This is a genomic window from Baekduia soli (assembly GCF_007970665.1).
In the GTDB taxonomy this organism is placed as follows: domain Bacteria; phylum Actinomycetota; class Thermoleophilia; order Solirubrobacterales; family Solirubrobacteraceae; genus Baekduia; species Baekduia soli.
This window is the reverse complement of the sequence record NZ_CP042430.1, coordinates 2,144,628-2,165,451: the sequence shown is the minus strand read 5'-3', so window position 1 is coordinate 2,165,451 and position 20,824 is coordinate 2,144,628. Positions and strand designations below refer to the sequence as shown.

The following is a 20,824-nucleotide window of genomic DNA, read 5'->3' as shown; positions in this document are numbered from 1 at the left end:
CAGGGTCTGTCCGGCGATCCGATCGTGTCGTGGGGTGCATGGGACGCAGTGGGTGCCGGCGCACGCGGCCGGGGCCGAGGGCGGGGCGCGACCGGGTCGCGCCCCGCCGGGGATCAGCGGCTGCTGATGCCCTCGCGTGCGGTCTGCGCGTTGTCCTGCGCGCTGTGGCGCAGCTCGGCGCCGTGCTCCTGCGCGGTCTGGCTGGCGGCGTGCACCGCCGTCGAGGCGGTCTCAGAGACCACGGCCTTGCCGTGCTCCAGCGCCTCCTGGCCGCTGTCCTTGAGCTGCTCCTTGACCTGGTCGGCCATGGGGCCCAGGCGGTCGTTCTCGACCCCGGTGCCCGGGAGCAGCATCCCCGCCAGGAAGCCCACCGCGACGGCGCCGATGGCGAGACCGAGCGGGTTCTCCTGGGCCACGCCGACAGCGCGCCGGGTGCCCTGCTTGACGTCGGCGACACCGGGCGTCGCGTCATCGGCGGCGTCGCGGACGCCGACCAGGCGCTCCTTGACCGAGCCGACCCTGTCGGTCACCGAGTCCCTGGCGCGAGCCTTGACGTCGGTCTTGTAGCCCAGCGCATCGACGGTGTCGCCCATGCGCTCGCGCGTGTTCTCGATGTCCCTGCGGATCATGTCCGGGTCTTGGCCCATCGCACGTCCTCCTTCACGGTCTCGACGGTTTGCGGCGCAGGCGGCGTGGCCTGCTTGATCTTGTTGCGGCCCTGCAGGCCCAGGACTCCAGCGACCGCCGCCCACAGCACGGTCACGATCAGCGCGGCCAGCCAGAGCGCCATGGCGCTGTCCAGCACCGCGACCACGGTGGCCGTCAGCGCGCCCAGCGTGAGCAGGCCGGCTACACCGGCCCCACCGAGCATGCCCGCGCCCATGCCGGCGCGCTTGCCCTGCTGCTCGAGCTCGGCACGGGCCAGCGCCAGCTCCTGGCCCACCAGCGTCGAGGTCTCCTCCGAAAGCTGCCTGAGCAGCTCGCCGACGGACCGCTCGCGCAGATCCGTCGCATCTCCCTGGGCCGCCATCTACAGCGCCCCCGAACCCGTCGGCGGCGGGACCTGCGGGCTGTCGGCGGGCGGATCGGCCATCGTGGGAGCGGCCGGGGCCGCCGCACGGGTGAAGCGCTGATCGGGACCCGCCGCCGCGGGTGCGGGCAGCGCGCCCCGACGCACGTCGGCACCCAGGCCGCGGGTGCGGTACCGGTCGCCGCTGGAAGCCTTCAGGAACCGCGACGCCGCGAGGCCCAGCACCACGCCGCCGGCCACCACGGCCCACGGGTTCTTGCGCGCCGCGTCCTCGACGTCATCCAGGATCGCGTCGGCGTCAGACTCCTGCAGCCAACCCCCCGCGCGCTCGACGTGATGCGCCGCCTCATCGACCAGCCGCGCCGGGCGATCCTTGCCCTGCTGCCGTAGCTGATCGCCCACCGCCCGCAGGTCGGCGGCCTGCTCGCCCACCCTCCGTCCGACATCGGTCGACCGCTCGTCGATCTGGGCACGTGCCTGATCACCGAGCCGGCCCGCCGCCTGCTGGGCCTTCTCCTGCGCCTGGCCCGCAACCGCGCCCGCCTTCTCCCTGACCTGCTCGCCGGTCCCGGCGTCCATCTGCGTCATCGGTCCTCCTGAGGACTCGAGGAACTTGCTGTGGGCGCAGCGATCCCCGGACGCCTGGCGGCGCAAACGACAACCGAGACATCCGGCGCCGTCGCTGACAATCAGCGACAACGCACCGGCGCGACGGAAATCGTCCGGTCACTCGGACTCGATCCCGACTCCCCGCGCGCCGGCCAGCTTGAGCAGGCGCGCCGGGACGCCTCGCGCGCCGGTCATTCGCAGCGAGACGCCCTGCTCGGATGCCGCCGCCTGCGTCCGCGCCAGGACCGCGGCAGCAGTCGTCTCGAGGAGCTCGACCTCGCTGAAGTCGACGTCGACCGCCTCGGGCGCCGCCGCCAGGACGGACCTCAGCGCAGCGCGCACCCGGGGAAGAGCACCGATGTCAACGTCGCCGGCCAGGACCAGGCGCGGGACTTCGGCGTCGTCGTCGACCCGTATGCGGAACGTGTCCGCCTGGACCGAGTCGGCTCGACGACGTCGAACCTGGTGCGCGGTCCATCGAGCGCGTCGGACGGCGCGGTCGTCGCGATCATCGTTCATGTGCTCTCCCGGCAGCGGTGCTTGGCACGTGCGTGCCCGGGGCGCCGAGCCCCGAAACGGGACACACTTAGACGAGACAACATGTCTTGTTTCAGCGGTAGGATCACGGGATGACCGAGGAGAGCCCCCAGCGGCGTCGGCGCCGGCGCAGCGACGCGGCATTGAACCGAACGAAGATCGTGGAGGCCGCCCGCCACCTCCTGGCCGACGAGCCGGGAGCCAGCATGGCGGCGGTCGCCGCGGCGGCGGGGCTGGGGCGCCCGACGCTCTACCGGCACTTCGAGAACCGCGAAGCCCTGATCGACGCGGTCCGGCGCCAGGAGCGCGACGACGCCGAGGCCAACGAGCTCGAGTTCGTGCGCCCGGCGGGGGAGCTGGCCCACCGGGCCCCGACGCCGCTGTCGGTCACCGAGGTCCTCAACAAGGTGCCCCCGTTCCAGCTTGGCGACCAGATCGTCGCCGAGGCGCAGCGGCTGTCCGGCGTCAGCGCCGCGGCGATCTACCTCTGCGACCTGGACGGCACGACCCTGCAGCGGATGTCCGGAGGCGGCGGATTCCCGCGCACGCTGCCCGTGCCCATGGCGGTGGGTCCCGAGATCCCGCGCGAGGGCGTCGAGCCGCTGCGCGCGAGCATCGAGGAGGCACTGCCCGGGATCGTCGTGGCGCCGATGTACCTGCGCGGTCGCGCGACCGGCGTGCTCATGGCGATGGGCGCCGCCGACGACGCCCTGCGCGACCTGGCCGCCGAGGCCGCCGCCGTCCTGGCCCTGGCCGACGAGTACACCGACGCCATCGGCAGCGCACGCCGGGTCCGCCCGACCAGCCCGGCGGCCGAGATCCAGCAGAACCTGCTGCCGCCCCGGATCCTGCGGATCGGCGGTGCGCGGGTCGCCGGCAACGTCCTGCCGGGCTATGACATCGGAGGCGACTGGTTCGACTACGCCGAGAACCGCGACTGCGCGTGGATCGGGATCGCCGACACGGAGGGCATGGGTCCCCGGGCGGCGGGCCTCGGGGCGGTGATCCTCGGCGCGTTCCGCGCCACCCGCCACGACACCGACGACCCGGCCCGCGTCGTCCGCGCCATGCACGAGATCCTCCGCGAGGTCTCGCGCGGCCGGTCCAAGGCCCACGTCACCATCGCGACCTGGAGCGGACCGACATCGACGGTGCGCTGGCTCACCTGCGGCGAGCACGCGCCGGTCCTGATCGACGCCGCCGGCGAGCTGGAGGTGCTCGGCGACGGGGTCCTGCCCCAGATCGGCGCAGCGCGGATGCCACGAGACCCGGAGGTCCAGAGCCGCCGGCTGCGGGACGGCGACCGGCTGCTGCTGCTCTCGGACGCGATCGTCGACCGCCCGCTGGCCGCCGGGGGCACGCTCGGCCTGGAGGGCGTGCGCGCGGCCGTGGCCAAGGCGCCGATGGCCTCCGCCGCCGGGACCCTGCGGGCCGTCGAGGACGCCGTGCGCGAGGCCATCCACGACCCCCTGTCCGACGACAGCACCCTCGTGGTCCTCGTCCCCAACCCCGCGGTCTCCGAGACCGACAACACAGGCTGAGCCGGGCCGGCACCCGCGTACGCCGACCAGGACCTCCAACAACCGACCGCGATCGGTGCCCGCCCGTCAGGAGCGTGACGCGCCCGATGCATCGGCGCATGTCGTCCGAGCCTCGCGGTGAGGACGGTCGTCGACACCATCGGGCCTCCTGCTGGGGCCCCCTCCCAGTCCCCGTCGTCCTCCGGCCTCATATCCGCCGAGAGGGCTTGCAGACGGGACACCGTCGGCACCGTCGACCTGCGAGGTCGGCGGTCCCGACACTCCTTCGGATTCCTGGTCCGATGGTCCCGACTCGGAGGTACCGGTGGTGAGCAGACGACACGAAGGCACAAGGCACCTCGGCCCGGCGCACCCTGACGAGGACGCGCGCGAGGACGGCGACGGAATGACCCGCGACGACGATGACCGGTCGCGCCTCAGCGAGCGAATCATCAATCACCGTTTCGCGCTGCCCGTGGTGCGGCCGGTGACCGACCCCACGGGAGACGGACCCGCGTCATAGACGTCTGCGTGTAGACGTCGTGCTCGTGCAGGCGGGAGACGGGGATTGTCGCGCCGAGACGACGGTTACCCCCAGGACATGGAAGGCGGAATTGCGATCCTCTTGTTGTTGGTGGCCCTCGTGGTCGGTCTGGGGTTGGCCTTCGTGTTCGGCGGCTCGTCGGGCGGGCTCGCGGCCTACCGCGCCCGACGTTCCCGTCAGCGCGAGCAGCCTCGCCCGACGCATGCCACCGTCCGCGACGACGGCGCCTCGGCGTCGCAGCGAGGCAGCCACCTCCGCGATTGACGACCGGCAAGCTGGCGCCGCAGCGAGCGTCGACCCCCGCGCCGGGCGGATACGTCGACGACGACCACGGCGACTGGATCCCCGGGCGTGGGGGACTGACACGCTGGGCCCTGGCCGGCGCCGAGCCGTCCCTGGCCGAGCCGATCGCCCCGGCCAAGGACGTGCCGTTCCTGGTCAGGCTCGCCGTTCTACGCCACCCAAGTGGAGTGCCTGCTGCGACAGCAGGACGGCGACCAGCTCGTCCTCGCCGGCCAGGTCACCGAGCACTGCATCCAGTACAACATGCGCGCGAAGATCTCCGAGGCGGCCGCGAACCGCACACCTCGGAGCCGGCTCAGGACCCGCGCTTGGCCTGCGCGACGGCGCGCTTGAGCTCGTCCTTGCCCATCTTGGAGCGGCCCTTGATGTCCAGCTGCCGGGCCTGCTGCTCCAGCTCGCGACGGCTCGGTGCGTCACCGCGGCGGACCGCGTTGGCCTCCCTTCCCAGCGCGCTGCGCGTGGACTTCGGCAGGTTCTGGAGCGTGTGCTGATCGCGAGCCGCGGCCTGTGCCTTCTTGACGTTCTTCCTGGCCGCCTCGCGCTGCTTGGTGGATGCCATGCCGGCGCGATACCCGCCCCGGCGCGGCGTCCATGCGCGGCCGTGACCCGGGCGGGCGTCGTCCTGCTGACGTCCTCGCGGCATGCCCGTCGGCCGCCCCCCGGACCCATCGTGGAGGCCGTCTGCGCGTTACCGCTTCGACCCCATCCCGCCCCCGGCCGCGACGCGTCCCGGCCGGTCGCGCAACCGCACGAGCCTCCCGTGAACTGAGCGTCAGCAAGCCAGAGAATGTGTGGGGCGAGGCACCAGGACTGCCACCGGCGACGCCGCATCAGTGCCGGTCCTCGTCCGAAAGCGGCCGTGACGGCTGCTCTCCGTGGTGGGCGACCGGCTCACCAGAGCCCAGCAAGCGGACGGTCCTCGCCAGAGCTCTCCAGCACGGCCTCCAGCGCGACTCGCAGATCGGCCATGTGCGCGGCGCCGATCGTTCGAGCCCAGTCACGTTCGATGTGGCGTTGGACCTCGGCGGCGTCCTGCAACAGCGCCTCGCCGCGCGGCGATCGCTGCAGGAGCCGGGCTCGTCCGTCGTGCGGGTGGTCGGCACGAACCAGGTAGCCGGCCTCTTCCAGGCGGGCGGCGATCTTCGCCGCGGCCTGCTTGGTGATGCCGAGCCGCGCCCCGAGTTGGGAGGCGGTGGCGCCGCCCTCGCCGAGGGCGAGCAGGGCATAGCCGTCGGCGGGTCGCAGATCCGGGTAGCCGCGCTCGGCGAGCGTGGCGTTCAGGCCGCGCACGGCCATCTGGGTCGCGGCGCTCAAGAGCCGGGCGAGGGGCAGTGGATCCGCAGGAGCCATGCCCACAGACTAGACAACCTGGTTGACCTCTGCCAAGCTAGGCAACATGGTTGTCGAATCCAAGGAGGTCGCCATGAGCGACGTCACGCAGGTCCCGCGGCGCCACGAGACGCCGAACGCGGTGATGCACACGTACGCGAGCCGGGCCCTGACGGGCACCGTGCTCGCGGTGTGGAGCGTCGAGATGGAGCCTGGCGCGACCGGCCCGGTGCACGTCGTCGACGGCGAGCAGGTCATCGTCGTGATCGACGGCGAGCTGGAACTCACGCTCCGAGGCGAGACCCGCACGCTGCGCGCGGGCGCGTCCGCCGTCCTGCCGGCCGGCGACAGGCGCCAGCTCGTCAACCGCGCCGACTCTCCGGCCATGACGCTCGTCTCCAGCCGGTCCGGCGTCCGAGCCAGTACCGCGCAGCAGGACGGCGTTCCGCTCCCCTGGGCGGTGTAGCCCGATGAGCACGTTGACCGCAGTGCAGGCGTCGGCCGCACCCTCCCTCGCCCAGGAGACCGAGGCTTGGTGGTTCGGCGATGCGCTGCTCGAGTTCCTCGTTCCGGCCCACGCCACGGACGGCCGCATCGCCGCGTTCCGTTCCAGCATGCCCGCGGGCTTCAGCCCAGCGCGGCACATGCACAGCCGCGAGGACGAGCTCCTCCTCGTTGGATCGCCACGGTGACGCGCGCAAGCCCTACACCTTGGGTCTTGCCATATAAGAACACTCGAGCACAGGGGTCTGTCGCTCCGCTCTCCGGTCCGTCGGCGCATCGCCGTTGGCCAAGTGGCCACCGTCGCGGATCGCTGCACCCCGGACCTACGACCGCCGGGTTCGGCCTTGACTCCAGTCGGATGACGGCGGACGATCGAAAGCCCGAGCCACCCGAGAGGAGTCAAGCATGCACGCGGTGATCGTCGACGTCTCGATCAAGGATGCTGACGAGGCGAGGAGCGAGTTGCGCGAGCGCACGGTCCCTGGCGTGGCTCAGGCCCCGGGCTTCGTCGCGGGGTTCTGGATCCAGCGCGGCGAGGGCCACGGCCACTCCGTGGTGGTCTTCGAGTCCGAGGAGGCGGCCAACTCCATGGCCGGCATCGTGCGGTCGGTCGCACCGAAGGCCGTCACGATCGAGAGCGTGGGCGTTGGAGAGGTCGTCGCGCACGCCTAGCGGCCGGGCCTGGGCCGGGACGGGCTCGCGCGCGCTCAGCATCACCGCCACGACCATCTACAGGCACTACTCATCTGCGACGGATGAGGTCGACCCGAGGTCGGCAAGGCGCAGCGCCGTGTCCGGCCCGAGCTCAAGCCCTGCGCGCACTGCGGCGAGGCGTTCACGCCCGTGCGAGCGGACGCGAAGACGTGCTCGGACCGCTGTCGGCAGGCGCTCCGCCGACCCAAGCTCAAGCGCAAGCCCAGCAAGTCCTAGCCCTACTCCCGCAGAGGCCCCCGGAGCACTGGATGGGCCACTCCGGGGAGCCGCTGTGGGCGGGAGCACCGCGCGGCCCCGGGAAGGCGCGATGGAGAGCCTCGCGGGCGCTCCGGGCGCACTCGATGCGCAGCGCGACCGCGCGGCGCAGGAGGGCTAGGCGAGCGCTCGTGACGCTACCGTGACGCGCTATTCCAAGGATTCTTGGAATGGCTCGTCCGCAAATCCTGCGATTTGCAGGACCTACAGACCGAAGCGGGCGACGGGGGTCGAACCCGCGACCTTCGGCTTGGGAACGGCTCCTGAGCAGGGCTTTTTGGCTTGGTGACGCGGAGTTTACGTCACGCTGGAGCGGTTGTCAGGGGTCAGTTCTGCAGGGTGTGGGACGCGGATGGGGACGAGGCACCAAGACCCCCGTGGTGGGCGACCAGCTCACCAGAGCCCAGCGAGCGGACGGTCCTCGCCAGAGCGTTCCAGCACGGCCTCCAGCGCGGATCGCAGATCGGCCATGTGCGCCGCGCCGATCGTTCGAGCCCAGTCACGTTCTATGTGGCGTTGGACTTCGGCGGCGTCCTGCAACAGCGCCTCGCCGCGCGGCGATCGCTGCAGAAGCCGGGCTCGTCCGTCGTGCGGGTGGTCGGCACGAACGAGGTAGTCGGCCTCTTGCAGGCGGGCGGCGATCTTCGCCGCGGCCTGCTTGGTGATGCCGAGCCGCGCCCCGAGTTGGGAGGCGGTGGCGCCGCGCTCGCCCAGGGCGAGCAGGGCATAGCCGTCGGCAGGTCGTAGATCCGGGTAGCCGCGCTCGGCGAGCGTGGCGTTCAGGGCGCGCACGGCCATCTGGGTCGCGGCGCTCAACAGCCGGGCGAGGGGCAGCGGATCCGCAGGAGCCATACCCACAGACTAGACAACCTGGTTGACCTCTGGCAAACTAGCCAACATGGTTGTCGAATCCAAGGAGGTCGCCATGAGCGACATCGCGCAGGTCCCCCGGCGCCACGAGACGCCGAACGCGGTGATGCACACGTACGCGAGCCGGGCGCTGACGGGCACCGAGCTCGCGGTGTGGAGCGTCGAGATGGAGGCCGGCGCGACCGGCCCGGTGCACGTCGTCGACGGCGAGCAGGTCATCGTCGTGATCGACGGCGAGCTGGAACTGACGCTCCGAGGCGAGACCCGCACGCTGCGCGCGGGCGCGTCCGCCGTCCTGCCGGCCGGCGACCAGCGCCAGCTCGTCAACCGCGCCGACTCGCCGGCCGTGACGCTGGTCTCCAGCCGGTCCGGCGTCCGAGCCAGCACCGCGCAGCAGGACGGCGTGCCGCTCCCCTGGGCGGTGTAGCCCCGATGAGCACGTTGACCGCAGAGCAGGCGTCGGCCGCACCCTCCCTCGCCCAGGAGGCCGAGGCTTGGTGGTTCGGCGATGCGCTGTTCGAGTTCCCGGTTCCGGCCCGCGCCACGGACGGCCGCATCACCGCGTTCCGTTCCACCATGCCCGCGGGCTTCAGCCCGGCGCGGCACGTGCACAGCCGCGAGGACGAACTCTTCCTCGTCGAATCGGGCCTGCTGTCCTTCGACTTGGACGGTCGTGCGCTCAGGGTGGGCGCATCCCCGGCCCCGACGCCCTGCCATTGAGCGTCGAGGAGGTCCGGGCGCAGCAACGCCTACGTGGGACCGAGGTCGTCGGTCCTCCGATGCAGCTCTGGAGCTCGCAGACCGGTCCGGGGGACCCGCAGGGGAGTCCCCCGGCCGCGTACGTCGACTCTCCACCAGCTCGACGAGCGACGCCGACGGGCTACCCGCGGTGGCGATCAGCACCGCGGCAATCACCGCAGGAATGATGCGCAGGCCGGGCGACCCCGTTGCGTCCAGGACGAACGAATGCGCGGCTGGAGCTGCCGGCCATCGGGCGGCCGGCATACGGTCGGCGCCGTGGGCGACGAGACCCCACAACGGCCGAGATCGTCTTGTAGGGGAACGGGCGCGAGCCCGCGAGCTGGCCGAGCTCGTCCGTGAGCGACTGCCGATGGATGTCGCCGTCACATCAGACAGCGACGCTTGGCCGCTCATGGCTTGCCATGGCGAGCGGGAGCCTTCCACCGCCGGGCCTTGACTGTGGCTTGACGGTCAGGCCCCGGGCGGGTGTCGTGGCTGACCGTTCGACAGCTGCCTGCTCAGGACGACCTTGCCTGTTGCCTCGCGTTCGACGATCGCGCGCAGTGCGCCCTGAGCGTCGGCGAAGGGGTAGGGCCGGACGGGGGGATCGGGCAGCTGCGCTGTCTGTCGCAGCTCAGTCAAGCGCGCCCAGAGGTTGGCCACGCTCTCGGGGTGGTGCTCGAAGTACTCGCGCGAGGCGGCGCCGATGACGGTCGTGTTGGCGAGCAGCAGCCGGTTGACCTTGACGGTCGGGATCTCACCGGCGCTGAACCCGACAACCAGCACCCGACCTTGCGGCGCCAGCGAGCGCAGGCTGTCGGTCATGCGGTCGCCCCCGACTGGGTCGAGCACGATGTCGACGGCACGGTCGCCGATCAGCTCGCGCACCGCAGCAAGCCAGCCGTCGTCCAGCACGGCGTGCTCTGCCCCGGACCGCAGCGCGACCGCTCGCTTGGCCTCATCACTGACAACTGCGATCGTACGCAGCCCAAGCGCGCGTCCGAGTTGGATCGCGGCGGTGCCGACGCCTCCCGCCGCACCGTGGACCAGCAAGGTCTCGCCAGGCCGGGCCTGCGCGCGCGTCTCCAAGGCCAACAGGACGGTCAAGCCGTTCAGAGGGGCGGCTGCGCCTGCCTCAAGGCTCATCTCGTCGGGCAGCCGAAGAACCCGCTCAGGCGGCGCGCTGAGAACCTCCTGCCAGCAGCCGTGCGACACGAGCACCGCGACGCGCTGTCCGGCGGCAAGGCCGAGATCGGGCCGGTCAGATCGCACGAGGCCGGCGGCCTCCATGCCCGGCGTGTACGGGACGGGCACCTGCATCTGGTACAGACCCCGCGTCTGCAACAGGTCGGCAAACGACACACCGGCGGCCACCACGTCGACCAGCACCCCGCCACCGGCCACCGGCTCCGGCACCTCGATCCACTGCACATCCTCCGGGCCGGTGAACCCGTAGATCATGTGGGCGAACATCTGCTCCCTCCGGTCCAGGCCACCGAAGCGGCGATCCTGACAGACGCCACCCTGCTGAGCGGACGCGCGTTGCCCGGGCCCGCAACGTACGACAAGCGGGCGTCGCGACGCTGCGACTCTGCGTCATTCGTAGCCGAGCTCCCGGCTTTGATCGCGACCGGTGGCTGCACGCGCGACCGGCTCAGCGCGCGGCCCCGTTACCGCCCTCCTCGCTGCCTTCTTTGCATGACGACAGCCGGGTTCTATCCGTTCGTTGACCCCGTCCGTCTGACAGTGGGCCCACCACCGCCAAACGCCCGATGGCAATGCGGAATTCGGGCCTGGTCGTGACCCCGACCACCCGCGCCCTCCATGAGAACAGAGGAGAGCGGGCTCGGGTGGTCGGACTCCCTCCCAGGACAAGGAACCGAGGACATGGGCTGGCGGTGGTGGGCCGGGGTGTCAGGACGGGGAACGGGTCAGACGAAACACAGCAGAAGACAAGAGACAGATCATCGAGAGAGGGCGGGCACGGGGACGCGGACGGAGAGGGGCGGACAACAAGAGCCGGGACCGATCAAGGTAGAAGTGGCGGGCTTGGCGAGACGCGTGAAATTGGAAGCAAACCGGCGACGTTGATGGCGTGGAACCGGCGGGGGAGGGCGATGGCCGATCAAGGTGGTGGCCTATACAAGCTAGGTAGACAGCTAGCGAAATAGCTAGCGGGCTACAGCGGTTCGGCGTGCGTGCGGGATGGGTGGTCGTGCGTCGCCCTAGTGAGCATGACCAACCGCACCAACCTGGACGAGACGATCGCTGTCTCCGTCGATCTCACCGAGCCGTTGCTGACCGCCGCCCAGGTCGCCCGTCTGCTCTCCGTGCCGCGCTCGAGCGTCTACGAGTACGCGCGCCGGCTGCACAACCCGCTGCCCTCGATCGGCGTCGGCCGCCACCGCCGCTTCTACCGCAGCGACGTCGCCGGCTGGCTGGCCTCCCTGCGGACGTGATCGGTTCAGCGCGGCTGCAGCGCATGCTCGGCCGACCAGCCGAAGTCGTGGCCATCGCCGTCAGCCGACTTGAAGGCCTTGGCGACGAGTGCCGCGTCCTCGGGCCTCGGCGCGAAGTGCAGGTAGCGCATCGTGGTCTCGATGTCGGCGTGGCCCATCCACTCCTTCACGCGCACGATGTCGGCCACCGCGATCATCCGCGTGCCGAAGGTGTGGCGCAGGTCGTGAAAGCGCAGGCGCTTGACGCCGGCCGCCGCCTGGGCGTCGAGATAGCGCCGCCGCAGCGCCGAGCCGTCCAGGAAGCCGCCGAGCTCGCCCGGGAAGACCAGGTCCTCCTCCCCCGTGAACAGCCCGCGCTGGCCCAGGCGCGCCAGCACCCCAGCGACCTCAGGCGCCAGGGGCACGGCACGCACCTTGCCCGACTTCGGCACGGTCAGCGCACCGTAGGAGTAGGAGCGGTGCACCCGGATCAGCGACGCCGGAAAGTCAACGTCGCGCCACCGCAGGCCGATCAGCTCCCCGCGGCGCAGGCCGGTGAACGCCGCGGTGAGGAACATCGCTGCGTCCTGCTCCGAGGCCGCGGCCCGCACCAGGGCCATGACCTCCTCCGGCGAGTAGACCTCGAGGTCGACGATGCGCCGCTCACGCAGCTGCTCGACCTCGGCCACCGGGTTGGCCGGCAGGCGCCAGACCTTCACCGCCCGCCGGAACACACCGTGCAGCTCGGTCAACATCTTGTTCTTGGTCCGGACGGAGAGCGTGGCCGGCAGGCACGAGCGCCAGCGCTCGATGTCCTCGGTCGTGACGGCCTCGACCGGCCGGTCGCCGAAGGCGGGCACGAAGTAGGCGCGCACGCTGGACCGCCGCCCGCGCATCGTCCCGGGCGAGCACCCGCGCTCCTCTTCCGACCATCGCAGCCACTCGGCGCAGGCGTCGGCGACCGTCGCGTTGGTGACGACCATGCCGGGCAAGGTCCCGGCGCGCGCCGCGTCCATGACCGCGCGCAGCCAGGCCTCCGCGGTCCGCTTGGTGAAGTAGCCCGTGCCCGGGCGTCCGCGCTGCGTCCAGGCCGGACCGATGCGCCGCTGGAACTGCCGGCCGTCGGGCAACCGGTACTTGGCGTACCAGACCGGTCCGGACTGGACGCCATCGCGCCGGAAGACGTGGCCGCTGGGCTCTCCGAATCGGGACACTCGATGCTCCTCTCGGGACAAAGTTGGGACAAAGTCCCTGCTCCAAGAGGCGATCGAATCCCGGATGTCCCCCATTTGCTGGGGGAATCCGAAGCGGGCGACGGGGGTCGAACCCGCGACCTTCGGCTTGGGAAGCCGACGCTCTACCAACTGAGCTACACCCGCGCGGGTCGGCGGATCTTAGCGGTCCTGCGCCCGGGTGCCGCGGTCGGGCCGCCGGAGGCGGTGCGACCGGGCCGCCGGAGGCGGTCCGGCTCTACCCTGTAGCCGTGACCCGCCGCCGTCCCGTCCTGCCCGTCGTCGTCGGGGTGCTCGCCCTGGCCCTCGTCGGGCTGCTGGTCTACGGCGTCGTGCGCGGCGGGGAGCACTCGACCCTCGACGACGCGGTCAAGTCCGGCAAGCGCCCGAGCGCCCCGGGCCTGACGCTGCAGCGGCCGCTGCTGGACGGCAGCGGCAGCCGCTCGCTGGCCGACTACAAGGGCCAGGTCGTCGTCCTGAACTTCTGGGCCTCCTGGTGCGGCCCCTGCGCCGCGGAGGCGCCGGTGCTCGAGCGCACGCAGAAGCAGCTCGTCGCCGACCATGTCGGGACGGTGCTGGGCGCGACCTACAACGACGCGATCGCCGACTCCGAGCGCTTCTACCGCTCGCACAAGGTGACCTACCCGTCCGTGCGCGACGTCGGCACCGACCTCGCGCAGAAGTACGGCACGCGCGCGCTGCCCGAGACCTTCGTGCTGGACCGCGCGGGCAAGATCGTCGCCATCTCGCGCGGGCAGATCAACCAGAAGTTCCTGGATGCCGCGATCGCCCGCGCCCGGCAGTCCGGCGGTGCCTCGTGATCCGGCGCGCCGCCACCGCGCTGGCCGTCCTGCTCCTCGTGCTGGCCGCCGCCGGGACGGCCTCGGCCGCCACGCCCCGCACGTCGCTCAACGACGTCGAGGACGAGGTCATGTGCGTCACCTGCGGCGTGCCGCTGAACATCGCCGAGTCGCCCCAGGCCGATCGCGAGCGCGCGCTTATCCAGAGCCTCGTGGACCGCGGGCTCACGAAGGCCCAGATCAAGGCCGAGCTCGTCAACGAGCTGGGCCCGCAGGTCATCGCCGAGCCGCCCAAGCACGGCATCGGCCTGGCCGCGTGGCTCGTGCCGCTCGCGCTCGTGCTGGCCGCGCTCGCCGGCCTCGCGGTCTACCTGCCGCGCTGGCGCCGCGCCCGGACGGCGCAGGCCGGTGCCCACGCCTCCTCCAACGGCTCGTCGCAGCCGTCGCTCTCGGCCGTCGACGCCGCCCGGCTCGACGAGGACCTGGCGCGCTATGACGTCTGACGTGTCTACGCTGCACCCGTGATTCTCGCCGCGACGACGGGCACCTCGGTCGACACGACCGTCTTCGCCGCCTTCGCGGTGGGGTTCGTGTCGTTCATCTCGCCCTGCGTCCTGCCGCTCGTGCCCGGCTACCTGTCGGCCGTCTCGGGCGTCTCCATCGAGGAGATGCGCGGCGAGGAGCGCCAGATCGGCAAGGTCCTCGGGCCCGCGATCATCTTCTGCCTGTCGTTCACCATCATGTTCGTCGCGCTGGGCATGACGGCGACGGGCATCGGGTCGACGCTGCGCGACCACCAGGACACGCTGAACCGCATCGCGGGCTGGCTCATCGTCGTGCTCGGCGTGTTCTTCGTGAGCACCCTGTTCGTGCCGCGCTTCAATCGCGAGTTCCGTCCCACCGCGCTCATCGAGCGCGCCGGCTCGGGCGGGCCGGTCGTCGCGGGCCTGGCCTTTGCCGTGGCCTGGACGCCGTGCGTCGGCCCCACGCTGGCCTCCATCCTGGCGGCCGCCGCGACGTCGGGCACCGCCGGCAAGGGCGGTCTGCTGCTGGCCTGCTACTCGCTGGGCCTGGCCATCCCGTTCCTCATCACGGCCGTGGCCTTCGACCGCGCGACGACCGCCTTCCGCTGGCTGCGCGACCGCCACGTGCTCGTCACCGCGATCTCCGGCGCGGTGCTGATCATCATGGGCGTGCTCATCCTCACGGGCGAGCTGACGGTGCTCAACAGCAAGGCCCAGCACGTGCTGTCCAACCTCGGGCTGGACTTCCTCTACAACTTGTAGGACTGCGGGTCCGACGGGACCGCGCGCCTGGGGTACGAGCCCTCGCCCCCAGAGCGAGCGCTCGCCTACATCTCGTCGGGTGCGCTGACCCCGAGCAGGTCCAGCGCCTGGGCGATCGTCCGCTGGGCCACGACGGCCAGCGCGATGCGGAAGGACTCCAACGTCTCGGGCTGGGCCCCGACGACCTGGCAGTCGCGGTAGAACGCGGTGAAGGCCTGGGCGAGCTCCAGCGCGTAGCCCGCGACGCGGTGGACCGCGCGCCGCTGCGCCGCGTCGGCGGCCTCCTGCGGCCAGGACAGCAGCTTCTGGATCAGCGCGCGCTCGGACGGGTGCAGCTCCAGGCCGCCGGCGGCGCCGGTGCCCACCGCCTTCAGCGCGGCCTGCACCCCCGCCTCGCCGGCCTTGCGCAGCACCGCGGCGATCCGCGCGTGCGCGTACTGGACGTAGTAGACGGGGTTCTCCGAGCTCTCGCTCGTGGCCAGCGCCAGGTCGAGCTCGATCGTCGTGTCGTGCGAGCGGTTGAGCAGGAACCACCGCGCCGCGTCGACTCCGATCTCCTCGACGAGGTCGTCGAGGGTGACGAACTCGCCGGCGCGCTTGCTCATCGACACCTTCTCGCCCTCGCGGACGAGGTGGACGAACTGCATGATGAGCAGGTCGAGCGTGTCGGGATCGCCGCCGAGCGCCTCGTAGGCGGCCTTCATCCGCCCGATGTAGCCGTGGTGGTCGGCGCCGAGCACGTAGATCATGCGGTCGAAGCCGCGCTCGAACTTGTTCTGGGCGTAGGCGATGTCCGAGGCGAAGTACGTGTGCTCGCCCGTGGAGCGCTCGAGCACCCGGTCCTTGTCGTCGCCGAAGTCGGTCGTGCGCAGCCACAGCGCGCCCTCGGAGCGGAAGGTGTGCCCGCGCCGCTCGAGCACCTCGAAGCCGTGGGCGACGCCGCTGACCCGGCCGGGGCCGTCGGGCTCGTGCAGCGTGCGCTCGCTGAACCAGACGTCGAACTCGACCCCGAAGGCGTGCAGCGACGCCTTGGCGCGCTCCACCATCATCGCCACGGCCTCGGCCCCGACCTCCTCGACGGGCCGCGTCGCCGCGCCGGGGATCTCGAGGGCCAGCGTCGCGACGTACTCGCCGACGTAGCCGTCCTCGCCGACCTCCTCGCCGCGCGCGCGGGCCTGCACCGAGCGGCCGAAGTTGACGACCTGGGAACCGAAGTCGTTGATGTAGAACTCGCGCGTCACGACGTGCCCGGCGAACGACAGCAGGCGCGCCAGGGCATCGCCGAAGGCTGCGTTGCGCGCGTGGCCGACGTGCAGCGGGCCCGTGGGGTTCGCGCTGACGAACTCGACGTTGGCGTTCTCGGAGCGCACGGCCCCGCCGGACCCGAAGCGCTGCCCGGCCGCCAGGACGTGGGCCAGCGCATCGGTGTACCAGGCGTCGGCGAGGAAGAGGTTCAGGAAGCCCGGCCCGGCGACCTCGACGCGCTCGACGGCGGGCCCGAGGCCCTCGCGCAGCGCCTCGGCCAGCCGGCCGGCCACGTCGCGCGGCGGGGACTTGAGCACCGGGGCGAGCAGCATCGCGGCGTTCGTGGCGTAGTCGCCGTGGTCGGCCTGGCGCGGGCGCTCGAGCGTCGGGCGGCTCTTGGGCGCCGGCGCGTCGGCCCCGGCCACGGCGGAGGCGGCCCGCTCCACGCCGGCCCGCAGGTCGTCGACAGGGTGGCTCACCGGGGGGCTCCGGCGTGCGTCGGGGCGAAGAGGGTCTCGAGGCGGTCCATGGTGCGCGGCGTTCCCATGGCCATGATGACGTCCCCGGGCTGCAGGACGGTCTCCGACGGCGGCTGCGGCGCGAACCCGCCGCCGGCGCGGCGCAGCCCGACGATGTAGGCGCCGCCGCGGATGTCGCCGATGCGCTGCCCGGCGCCCGCGCAGCCGTCGATGACCTCGATCTCCTCCATCCGGTACTCGGCGTCGACGTCGACGATGCCCGAGACCTGCGGGTGCAGGGCCAGGCGCGCCATCTCGGCGCCCGACGCCTTGTACGGGGAGATGACGCGCGTCGCGCCGGCGCGCATGAGCTTGCGCTCGGAGTCCTCCTGGGAGGCCCGCGCGACGATGGCGATGTCGGGGTTCAGCTCGCGCGCGGTGAGCGCGATGAAGACGTTCTCGGCGTCGGAGTCCACGCAGGCGATGACCGCCCGCGCGCGCTCGATGCCCGCCTGGCGCAGCGCGAGGTCGTCGGAGGGCTGGGCCTCGATGAACCGGACACCCACGCCGGTGGCGAACTCGCGGTTGGCCGGGTCGCCGTCGATGACGACGTAGCGCGCGCCGGCCCCGCGCAGATCGCGTGCCACCTGCCGCCCCACGCGGCCGTAGCCGCAGATGATGAAGTGGTCGGAGGTGCCGTCGATCATCCTCTGCATCCTACGAGCCGCCAGCAGCTCGGCCACGTGGCCGGCCACGAGGAACTCGGTCACCGAGACCAGGCCGTAGAACAGCGTGCCGACGCCGAGCACCGTGAGCAGGACCCGCACGATCTCGACGCCGACGTCGGCGGGGACCGGGTAGGCGCCGGTGGTCGCGACGATGTCGAGCGCGTGCAGGAAGCCCGTCCACAGGTCGACGCCCTCCGTCAGCGACAGGGCGACCGCCCCGGCGACGACCAGGCCGGCGATCGCCACGCCGAGCGCCGCCAGCCGGCGCAGGAACGAGGTCAGCTCGCGGTCGGCGGGGGTGCGGATGTCGGCGAGCGGCTCGGGCATCAGTAGTGGTAGGGCTCTCCGGCCAGGATCTTGTGGGCGCGGTAGATCTGCTCCAGCAGCACGACGCGCGCGAGCTGGTGGGGCAGGGTCATGGGGCCGAAGGACAGACGGTGGTCCACGCGCGGCAGCTCGACGCCCCCGAACGCCCCGCCGATCACGAACCAGACGTCGCGGCCCTCCATGCGCCGCTGCTCGGTCCAGCGGCTGAACGCGACGGAGTCCATGGTCTCGCCACCACTGTCGAGCAGGCTGACGAACGCCCGCTCGGGGATGCGCCGGGCGACCCGCTCGTCCTCGCGCTCCTCGAGCAGCTCGACCCGCGCGACCCCCGCCAGGAGCTTGCGGTAGTGCTGGACGTCGTCCACGTAGGGCGGGCGGAGGCGCCCGACGGCCAGAACGACGATCTTCATCCGGTTGCGATACTCGCACGCATGGCCGATGAGCACCACGAGCCCGAGCGCCACATCAACATCCACTTCGACCCGAAGGACATGGCGGGCCACTACGCCAACTTCGCCAACGTCAGCCACTCCGACTACGAGTTCACGATCACGTTCGCGCGCGTCGACCACGAGGTCGAGGACGAGGAGGTCCCCGGGGTCGTGACGACCCGCGTCAACCTCTCTCCGAAGTTCATGCGCGAGCTCATCGACGCCATGGAGGACAACTTCTCCAAGTGGCAGACCCGCGAGGGCATCAAGAACCTGCCCGAGTACGGCGGCCCTCCCGGCGAGGAGCCGGGCACGCCGGGGCCGAGCGGGCCCGGCTGAGGGGGTAGCCTGCGGCGCGCCACCGGCCATGCGCATCGCCGTCCTCTCCGACATCCACGGAAACCTCCACGCCCTCGACGCGGTCCTCGCCGACGTGGAGCGCGAGGACGTGCACGAGATCTGGTGCCTGGGCGACGTCGTGGGCTATGGCGCCGACCCCAACGACTGCTGCGCGCGCGTCCGCCAGCAGGCCGACGTCGTGCTGGCCGGCAACCACGACATGGCCGTCACCGGCGAGCTGTCGCTCGACGAGTTCTCGCGCGGCGCCGCGATCGCGGCCCGCTGGACGCAGGAGGTGCTGCGCCCCGAGCACGCCGCGTGGCTGCGCTCCTGCGAGCCCACGGGAGAGGCCCGCGGCCTCGGGCTCTACCACGGCAGCCCGCGGGACCCGGTCTGGGAGTACGTCCTGAGCTCCCTGCTGGCCGAGCTCTGCTTCGACGCGATGCGCCAGCGCATCGCGCTGGTCGGCCACTCCCACGTGGCCCTGTCGTTCGTGCGGCCCGAAGGCGAGGCGGCCACGGGCGAGCCGCGCCGCGGCGGCGACGCCGTCGACCTCTCCACCGGCGAATGGATCCTGAACCCGGGCAGCGTCGGCCAGCCCCGCGACGGAGACTCGCGCGCGGCCTGGCTGCTGCTGGACCTCGACCTCTGGCGCGCGCAGTGGCGGCGCACGGGCTATGACATCGCGGGCGCGCAGGCGGCGATCCGCGCGGCCCGGCTGCCGGGGTCGCTGGCCGAGCGCCTGGAGTACGGTCAGTAGGCGTGCGCCGCGCCCTCCCCCACCTCACCGCGCTGGCCTGCGGCGTGGCGGCGGCCCTCACCGTCGGGTGCGGCGACCGGTCCAACCTGGTGCCCTCCTCCGACGCCGCGAGCCTCAAGAACCAGCTCGCCGACATCCGGCAGGCCGTCGACGCCGGCGACTGCGCCGCCGCCGCCGACGCGCTCAGGCAGGCCCGCGCTACGGCCCTCGGGCTGCCCGCGGGAGTCGACCGGCGGCTGCGCCAGCGCATCAACCAGGGCATCAAGGCGCTCCAGGACACCGTGCCCACCGACTGCGCGGCGGCCAGGACTCAGACCGAGACGCAGACGACGCCGACGACGACCGAGACGACGCCGACCGTCACCGCGACGACCCCGACGGACACGACGCCCACCGTCACCCAGACCACCCCGACGGTCACCACCCCGACCGTCACCCAGACCACGCCGACGGTCACGACCCCCAGCGGCACCACGCCGGGCAACGGCGGCACCCCGGAGGCCCCGCAGCCGTGATGGCCGGGGCCGTCATCGCGGGGCGCTACGAGCTGGGCGACCGCCTCGGCCTGGGCGGCATGTCGACGGTCAACGTCGCCTTCGACACCCGCCTGGAGCGCTACGTCGCGGTCAAGCTGCTGGCCGAGCACCTCGCCGACGACCCCCAGTTCGTGGCGCGCTTCCGGCGCGAGGCGCTCGCGGCGGCGCGCCTGGTGCACCCCAACATCGTCCAGGTCTTCGACTTCGGCCTCGACGAGGGCACCGGCCGCCACTACATCGTCATGGAGCGCATCGTCGGGCCCTCGGGCGCCCAGATCCTGCGCGAACGCGGTCACCTGGGCGTCGACGAGGCGGTGACCTGGATCGCGCAGGCCTGCCGCGGCCTGGACTACGCCCACCGCCACGGCCTGGTGCACCGCGACGTCAAGCCCGGCAACCTGCTGCTCTCCGAGGGCGACGGCACGATCAAGCTCGCCGACTTCGGCATCGCCAAGACCACGAGCGACGAGTCCTCGATCACCCAGGTCGGCTCCGTGCTGGGGACCGCCGCCTACCTGGCGCCCGAGCAGGCCGCCGGCGAGGAGGCCGGCCCGGCCGCCGACATCTACGGGCTGGGCGTCGTGGCCTACCAGCTGCTGTCGGGCCGCCTGCCCTACGAGGCCTCCTCGCTGACCGAGCTGGCGCTCAAGCAGCAGCGCGAGGTCCCCCAGCCGCTGCACCACCTCGACCCCGCGATCCCCGCCGCGCTGGGCGTCGCTGTCGAGCGCGCGCTGGCTCTGGACCCGCGGCGCCGCTACGCGAGCGCCGAGGAGATGCGCCAGGCCGTCCTGGACGGCGCGAAGGGCATCGGCCCCGACGGCGACGCCACGCGGATCGCCCCCGGCGACCCGACCTCGGCGACCTCCGTCTTCGCCGGCGAGCCGGGCACGGGCCCCGTCGTCGTCCCGCGCTCGCCGCGCGCGCCGCGCCGCCCGGCGCCGGTCCCCGTCGACCCCTACGCGACGGGCGCCACGCAGGCGCCCGCCGCCCGCCGGGCGCCGGCCCCCACGCCGCGCCGGCGCCGCGGCGCGTTCCGGCGGTTGGTGACGACGATCCTGCTGCTGGCCGTCCTGGCGGGCGCCGCGGTGGCCGCCTACCTGGCGACGAACACCGGCCAGGAGTCCGTGCGCCTGCGCAACGTGGTCTCCGACAAGGCCGACCAGATCGTCCAGGACCTCACGCAGCTCATCGACGACAACACGCGCTGACCGCCGCCGCGGTGCACGGGGGACGGTCCAGGCTGCGGCCATGGCCCGCGAGAGCCACGACGTCGACGGCGGGTGGTGCT

At 72.3% G+C, this 20,824-nt stretch carries 26 protein-coding genes and 1 tRNA gene; 14 read left to right on the top strand and 13 right to left on the bottom strand.

Annotated features, from left to right (window positions below; genetic code table 11):
• Nucleotides 1-113: 113 nt before the first annotated feature.
• The 4 genes from FSW04_RS10210 to FSW04_RS10195 all read right to left on the bottom strand — a co-directional run bounded on the left by FSW04_RS10210 (nucleotide 114) and on the right by FSW04_RS10195 (nucleotide 2,158).
• Nucleotides 114-647: a DUF3618 domain-containing protein gene (locus FSW04_RS10210; protein ID WP_146918888.1), complete on the bottom strand. Its 534-nt coding sequence runs from the start codon at nucleotides 645-647 to the stop codon at nucleotides 114-116.
• Nucleotides 626-1,030, bottom strand: coding sequence for a phage holin family protein (locus FSW04_RS10205; protein ID WP_146918886.1), 405 nt, complete (start codon nucleotides 1,028-1,030; stop codon nucleotides 626-628). The genes FSW04_RS10210 and FSW04_RS10205 overlap by 22 nt, the downstream gene beginning before the upstream one ends.
• Entirely contained in the window at nucleotides 1,031-1,618 is a 588-nt protein-coding gene (locus FSW04_RS10200) for a hypothetical protein (protein WP_146918884.1), read from the bottom strand. It abuts the gene before it with no gap.
• A gap of 138 nt (nucleotides 1,619-1,756) precedes the next feature.
• Nucleotides 1,757-2,158, bottom strand: a complete 402-nt coding sequence (locus FSW04_RS10195) for an STAS domain-containing protein (protein WP_187369388.1) — start codon at nucleotides 2,156-2,158, stop codon at nucleotides 1,757-1,759.
• Nucleotides 2,159-2,268: 110 nt separating this feature from the next.
• Here FSW04_RS10195 and FSW04_RS10190 point away from each other — a divergent pair, with 110 nt between their 5' ends.
• Nucleotides 2,269-3,717, top strand: coding sequence for a PP2C family protein-serine/threonine phosphatase (locus tag FSW04_RS10190; protein WP_146918880.1), 1,449 nt, complete (start codon nucleotides 2,269-2,271; stop codon nucleotides 3,715-3,717).
• Nucleotides 3,718-4,838: 1,121 nt separating this feature from the next.
• Here FSW04_RS10190 and FSW04_RS10185 read toward each other — a convergent pair.
• Nucleotides 4,839-5,102, bottom strand: a complete 264-nt coding sequence (locus FSW04_RS10185; RefSeq protein ID WP_146918878.1) for a hypothetical protein — start codon at nucleotides 5,100-5,102, stop codon at nucleotides 4,839-4,841.
• Nucleotides 5,103-5,434: 332 nt separating this feature from the next.
• Entirely contained in the window at nucleotides 5,435-5,857 is a 423-nt protein-coding gene (locus tag FSW04_RS10180) for a MarR family winged helix-turn-helix transcriptional regulator (protein WP_187369387.1), read from the bottom strand.
• A gap of 58 nt (nucleotides 5,858-5,915) precedes the next feature.
• Here FSW04_RS10180 and FSW04_RS10175 point away from each other — a divergent pair, with 58 nt between their 5' ends.
• The 3 genes from FSW04_RS10175 to FSW04_RS10165 all read left to right on the top strand — a co-directional run bounded on the left by FSW04_RS10175 (nucleotide 5,916) and on the right by FSW04_RS10165 (nucleotide 7,048).
• The gene (locus tag FSW04_RS10175) at nucleotides 5,916-6,338 is read left to right on the top strand and encodes a cupin domain-containing protein (protein WP_146918874.1); all 423 of its coding nucleotides are present in this window, start codon (nucleotides 5,916-5,918) and stop codon (nucleotides 6,336-6,338) included.
• Nucleotides 6,339-6,342: 4 nt separating this feature from the next.
• Nucleotides 6,343-6,564 carry a cupin domain-containing protein gene (locus FSW04_RS10170; protein ID WP_146918872.1) on the top strand — a complete coding sequence of 74 codons (222 nt, stop codon included), beginning with the start codon at nucleotides 6,343-6,345 and terminating at the stop codon, nucleotides 6,562-6,564.
• Nucleotides 6,565-6,781: 217 nt separating this feature from the next.
• The gene (locus FSW04_RS10165) at nucleotides 6,782-7,048 is read left to right on the top strand and encodes a hypothetical protein (protein WP_146918870.1); all 267 of its coding nucleotides are present in this window, start codon (nucleotides 6,782-6,784) and stop codon (nucleotides 7,046-7,048) included.
• Nucleotides 7,049-7,738: 690 nt separating this feature from the next.
• On the opposite strand, the gene FSW04_RS10160 is transcribed toward FSW04_RS10165, so the two are convergent.
• Entirely contained in the window at nucleotides 7,739-8,161 is a 423-nt protein-coding gene (locus FSW04_RS10160; protein ID WP_187369386.1) for a MarR family winged helix-turn-helix transcriptional regulator, read from the bottom strand.
• 109 nt (nucleotides 8,162-8,270) lie between these two features.
• On the opposite strand from FSW04_RS10160, the gene FSW04_RS10155 reads away from it, so the two are divergent.
• Nucleotides 8,271-8,642 (top strand): cupin domain-containing protein, encoded by a 372-nt coding sequence (locus FSW04_RS10155; RefSeq protein WP_187369385.1) that lies wholly within the window; start codon nucleotides 8,271-8,273, stop codon nucleotides 8,640-8,642.
• Nucleotides 8,643-8,647: 5 nt separating this feature from the next.
• Nucleotides 8,648-8,935, top strand: coding sequence for a cupin domain-containing protein (locus FSW04_RS10150; protein WP_146918864.1), 288 nt, complete (start codon nucleotides 8,648-8,650; stop codon nucleotides 8,933-8,935).
• Nucleotides 8,936-9,427: 492 nt separating this feature from the next.
• On the opposite strand, the gene FSW04_RS10145 is transcribed toward FSW04_RS10150, so the two are convergent.
• Nucleotides 9,428-10,429 (bottom strand): NADPH:quinone oxidoreductase family protein, encoded by a 1,002-nt coding sequence (locus FSW04_RS10145; RefSeq protein ID WP_146918862.1) that lies wholly within the window; start codon nucleotides 10,427-10,429, stop codon nucleotides 9,428-9,430.
• 761 nt (nucleotides 10,430-11,190) lie between these two features.
• Here FSW04_RS10145 and FSW04_RS10140 point away from each other — a divergent pair.
• Nucleotides 11,191-11,415 carry a helix-turn-helix domain-containing protein gene (locus FSW04_RS10140; RefSeq protein WP_146918860.1) on the top strand — a complete coding sequence of 75 codons (225 nt, stop codon included), beginning with the start codon at nucleotides 11,191-11,193 and terminating at the stop codon, nucleotides 11,413-11,415.
• A 5-nt stretch (nucleotides 11,416-11,420) separates the two neighbouring features.
• On the opposite strand, the gene FSW04_RS10135 is transcribed toward FSW04_RS10140, so the two are convergent.
• Together FSW04_RS10135 and FSW04_RS10130 are read right to left on the bottom strand one after the other, a co-directional pair.
• A complete protein-coding gene (locus FSW04_RS10135) occupies nucleotides 11,421-12,608 on the bottom strand; it encodes a tyrosine-type recombinase/integrase (protein ID WP_187369384.1) in 1,188 nt (395 codons plus the stop codon).
• Nucleotides 12,609-12,700: 92 nt separating this feature from the next.
• A tRNA-Gly gene (locus tag FSW04_RS10130) sits at nucleotides 12,701-12,773 on the bottom strand.
• 104 nt (nucleotides 12,774-12,877) lie between these two features.
• Here FSW04_RS10130 and FSW04_RS10125 point away from each other — a divergent pair.
• From FSW04_RS10125 to FSW04_RS10115, 3 genes are read left to right on the top strand one after another with little or no spacing between them, the layout of a single operon-like run.
• Nucleotides 12,878-13,447 (top strand): TlpA family protein disulfide reductase, encoded by a 570-nt coding sequence (locus FSW04_RS10125; RefSeq protein ID WP_146918855.1) that lies wholly within the window; start codon nucleotides 12,878-12,880, stop codon nucleotides 13,445-13,447.
• Entirely contained in the window at nucleotides 13,444-13,929 is a 486-nt protein-coding gene (locus FSW04_RS10120) for a cytochrome c-type biogenesis protein CcmH (protein ID WP_146918853.1), read from the top strand. The genes FSW04_RS10125 and FSW04_RS10120 overlap by 4 nt, the downstream gene beginning before the upstream one ends.
• An 18-nt stretch (nucleotides 13,930-13,947) precedes the next feature.
• Nucleotides 13,948-14,712, top strand: a complete 765-nt coding sequence (locus FSW04_RS10115) for a cytochrome c biogenesis CcdA family protein (RefSeq protein ID WP_146918851.1) — start codon at nucleotides 13,948-13,950, stop codon at nucleotides 14,710-14,712.
• 65 nt (nucleotides 14,713-14,777) lie between these two features.
• Here FSW04_RS10115 and argS read toward each other — a convergent pair whose 3' ends face one another.
• Genes argS through FSW04_RS10100 form a run of 3 tightly spaced genes read right to left on the bottom strand, consistent with a single transcriptional unit; the run spans nucleotide 14,778 to nucleotide 17,880 of the window.
• The gene (argS, locus tag FSW04_RS10110; RefSeq protein WP_146918849.1) at nucleotides 14,778-16,436 is read right to left on the bottom strand and encodes an arginine--tRNA ligase; all 1,659 of its coding nucleotides are present in this window, start codon (nucleotides 16,434-16,436) and stop codon (nucleotides 14,778-14,780) included.
• A complete protein-coding gene (locus FSW04_RS10105; protein ID WP_146918847.1) occupies nucleotides 16,433-17,470 on the bottom strand; it encodes a potassium channel family protein in 1,038 nt (345 codons plus the stop codon). Before FSW04_RS10105 ends, argS begins: the two co-directional genes overlap by 4 nt.
• The gene (locus tag FSW04_RS10100) at nucleotides 17,470-17,880 is read right to left on the bottom strand and encodes a 23S rRNA (pseudouridine(1915)-N(3))-methyltransferase RlmH (protein ID WP_146918845.1); all 411 of its coding nucleotides are present in this window, start codon (nucleotides 17,878-17,880) and stop codon (nucleotides 17,470-17,472) included. The genes FSW04_RS10105 and FSW04_RS10100 overlap by 1 nt, the downstream gene beginning before the upstream one ends.
• A gap of 21 nt (nucleotides 17,881-17,901) precedes the next feature.
• Here FSW04_RS10100 and FSW04_RS10095 point away from each other — a divergent pair, with 21 nt between their 5' ends.
• From FSW04_RS10095 to FSW04_RS10080, 4 genes are read left to right on the top strand one after another with little or no spacing between them, the layout of a single operon-like run.
• The gene (locus FSW04_RS10095) at nucleotides 17,902-18,240 is read left to right on the top strand and encodes a DUF3467 domain-containing protein (protein ID WP_146918843.1); all 339 of its coding nucleotides are present in this window, start codon (nucleotides 17,902-17,904) and stop codon (nucleotides 18,238-18,240) included.
• A gap of 28 nt (nucleotides 18,241-18,268) precedes the next feature.
• The gene (locus FSW04_RS10090) at nucleotides 18,269-19,000 is read left to right on the top strand and encodes a metallophosphoesterase family protein (protein ID WP_146918841.1); all 732 of its coding nucleotides are present in this window, start codon (nucleotides 18,269-18,271) and stop codon (nucleotides 18,998-19,000) included.
• A gap of 2 nt (nucleotides 19,001-19,002) precedes the next feature.
• Nucleotides 19,003-19,515, top strand: coding sequence for a hypothetical protein (locus FSW04_RS25825; RefSeq protein ID WP_187369383.1), 513 nt, complete (start codon nucleotides 19,003-19,005; stop codon nucleotides 19,513-19,515).
• On the top strand, nucleotides 19,515-20,744 hold the full coding sequence (locus FSW04_RS10080; RefSeq protein ID WP_187369382.1) for a protein kinase domain-containing protein: 1,230 nt from the start codon (nucleotides 19,515-19,517) through the stop codon (nucleotides 20,742-20,744). Before FSW04_RS25825 ends, FSW04_RS10080 begins: the two co-directional genes overlap by 1 nt.
• Nucleotides 20,745-20,824 lie beyond the last annotated feature (80 nt).

Coding starts and splice junctions, on each gene's coding strand:
- FSW04_RS10210 (WP_146918888.1), bottom strand. CDS start 647: ATGGGCCAAGACCCGGACATGATCCGCAGGGACATCGAGAACACGCGC.
- FSW04_RS10205 (WP_146918886.1), bottom strand. CDS start 1,030: ATGGCGGCCCAGGGAGATGCGACGGATCTGCGCGAGCGGTCCGTCGGC.
- FSW04_RS10200 (WP_146918884.1), bottom strand. CDS start 1,618: ATGACGCAGATGGACGCCGGGACCGGCGAGCAGGTCAGGGAGAAGGCG.
- FSW04_RS10195 (WP_187369388.1), bottom strand. CDS start 2,158: ATGAACGATGATCGCGACGACCGCGCCGTCCGACGCGCTCGATGGACC.
- FSW04_RS10190 (WP_146918880.1), top strand. CDS start 2,269: ATGACCGAGGAGAGCCCCCAGCGGCGTCGGCGCCGGCGCAGCGACGCG.
- FSW04_RS10185 (WP_146918878.1), bottom strand. CDS start 5,102: ATGGCATCCACCAAGCAGCGCGAGGCGGCCAGGAAGAACGTCAAGAAG.
- FSW04_RS10170 (WP_146918872.1), top strand. CDS start 6,343: ATGAGCACGTTGACCGCAGTGCAGGCGTCGGCCGCACCCTCCCTCGCC.
- FSW04_RS10165 (WP_146918870.1), top strand. CDS start 6,782: ATGCACGCGGTGATCGTCGACGTCTCGATCAAGGATGCTGACGAGGCG.
- FSW04_RS10155 (WP_187369385.1), top strand. CDS start 8,271: ATGAGCGACATCGCGCAGGTCCCCCGGCGCCACGAGACGCCGAACGCG.
- FSW04_RS10150 (WP_146918864.1), top strand. CDS start 8,648: ATGAGCACGTTGACCGCAGAGCAGGCGTCGGCCGCACCCTCCCTCGCC.
- FSW04_RS10145 (WP_146918862.1), bottom strand. CDS start 10,429: ATGTTCGCCCACATGATCTACGGGTTCACCGGCCCGGAGGATGTGCAG.
- FSW04_RS10140 (WP_146918860.1), top strand. CDS start 11,191: ATGACCAACCGCACCAACCTGGACGAGACGATCGCTGTCTCCGTCGAT.
- FSW04_RS10105 (WP_146918847.1), bottom strand. CDS start 17,470: ATGCCCGAGCCGCTCGCCGACATCCGCACCCCCGCCGACCGCGAGCTG.
- FSW04_RS10100 (WP_146918845.1), bottom strand. CDS start 17,880: ATGAAGATCGTCGTTCTGGCCGTCGGGCGCCTCCGCCCGCCCTACGTG.
- FSW04_RS10095 (WP_146918843.1), top strand. CDS start 17,902: ATGGCCGATGAGCACCACGAGCCCGAGCGCCACATCAACATCCACTTC.
- FSW04_RS10090 (WP_146918841.1), top strand. CDS start 18,269: ATGCGCATCGCCGTCCTCTCCGACATCCACGGAAACCTCCACGCCCTC.
- FSW04_RS10080 (WP_187369382.1), top strand. CDS start 19,515: ATGGCCGGGGCCGTCATCGCGGGGCGCTACGAGCTGGGCGACCGCCTC.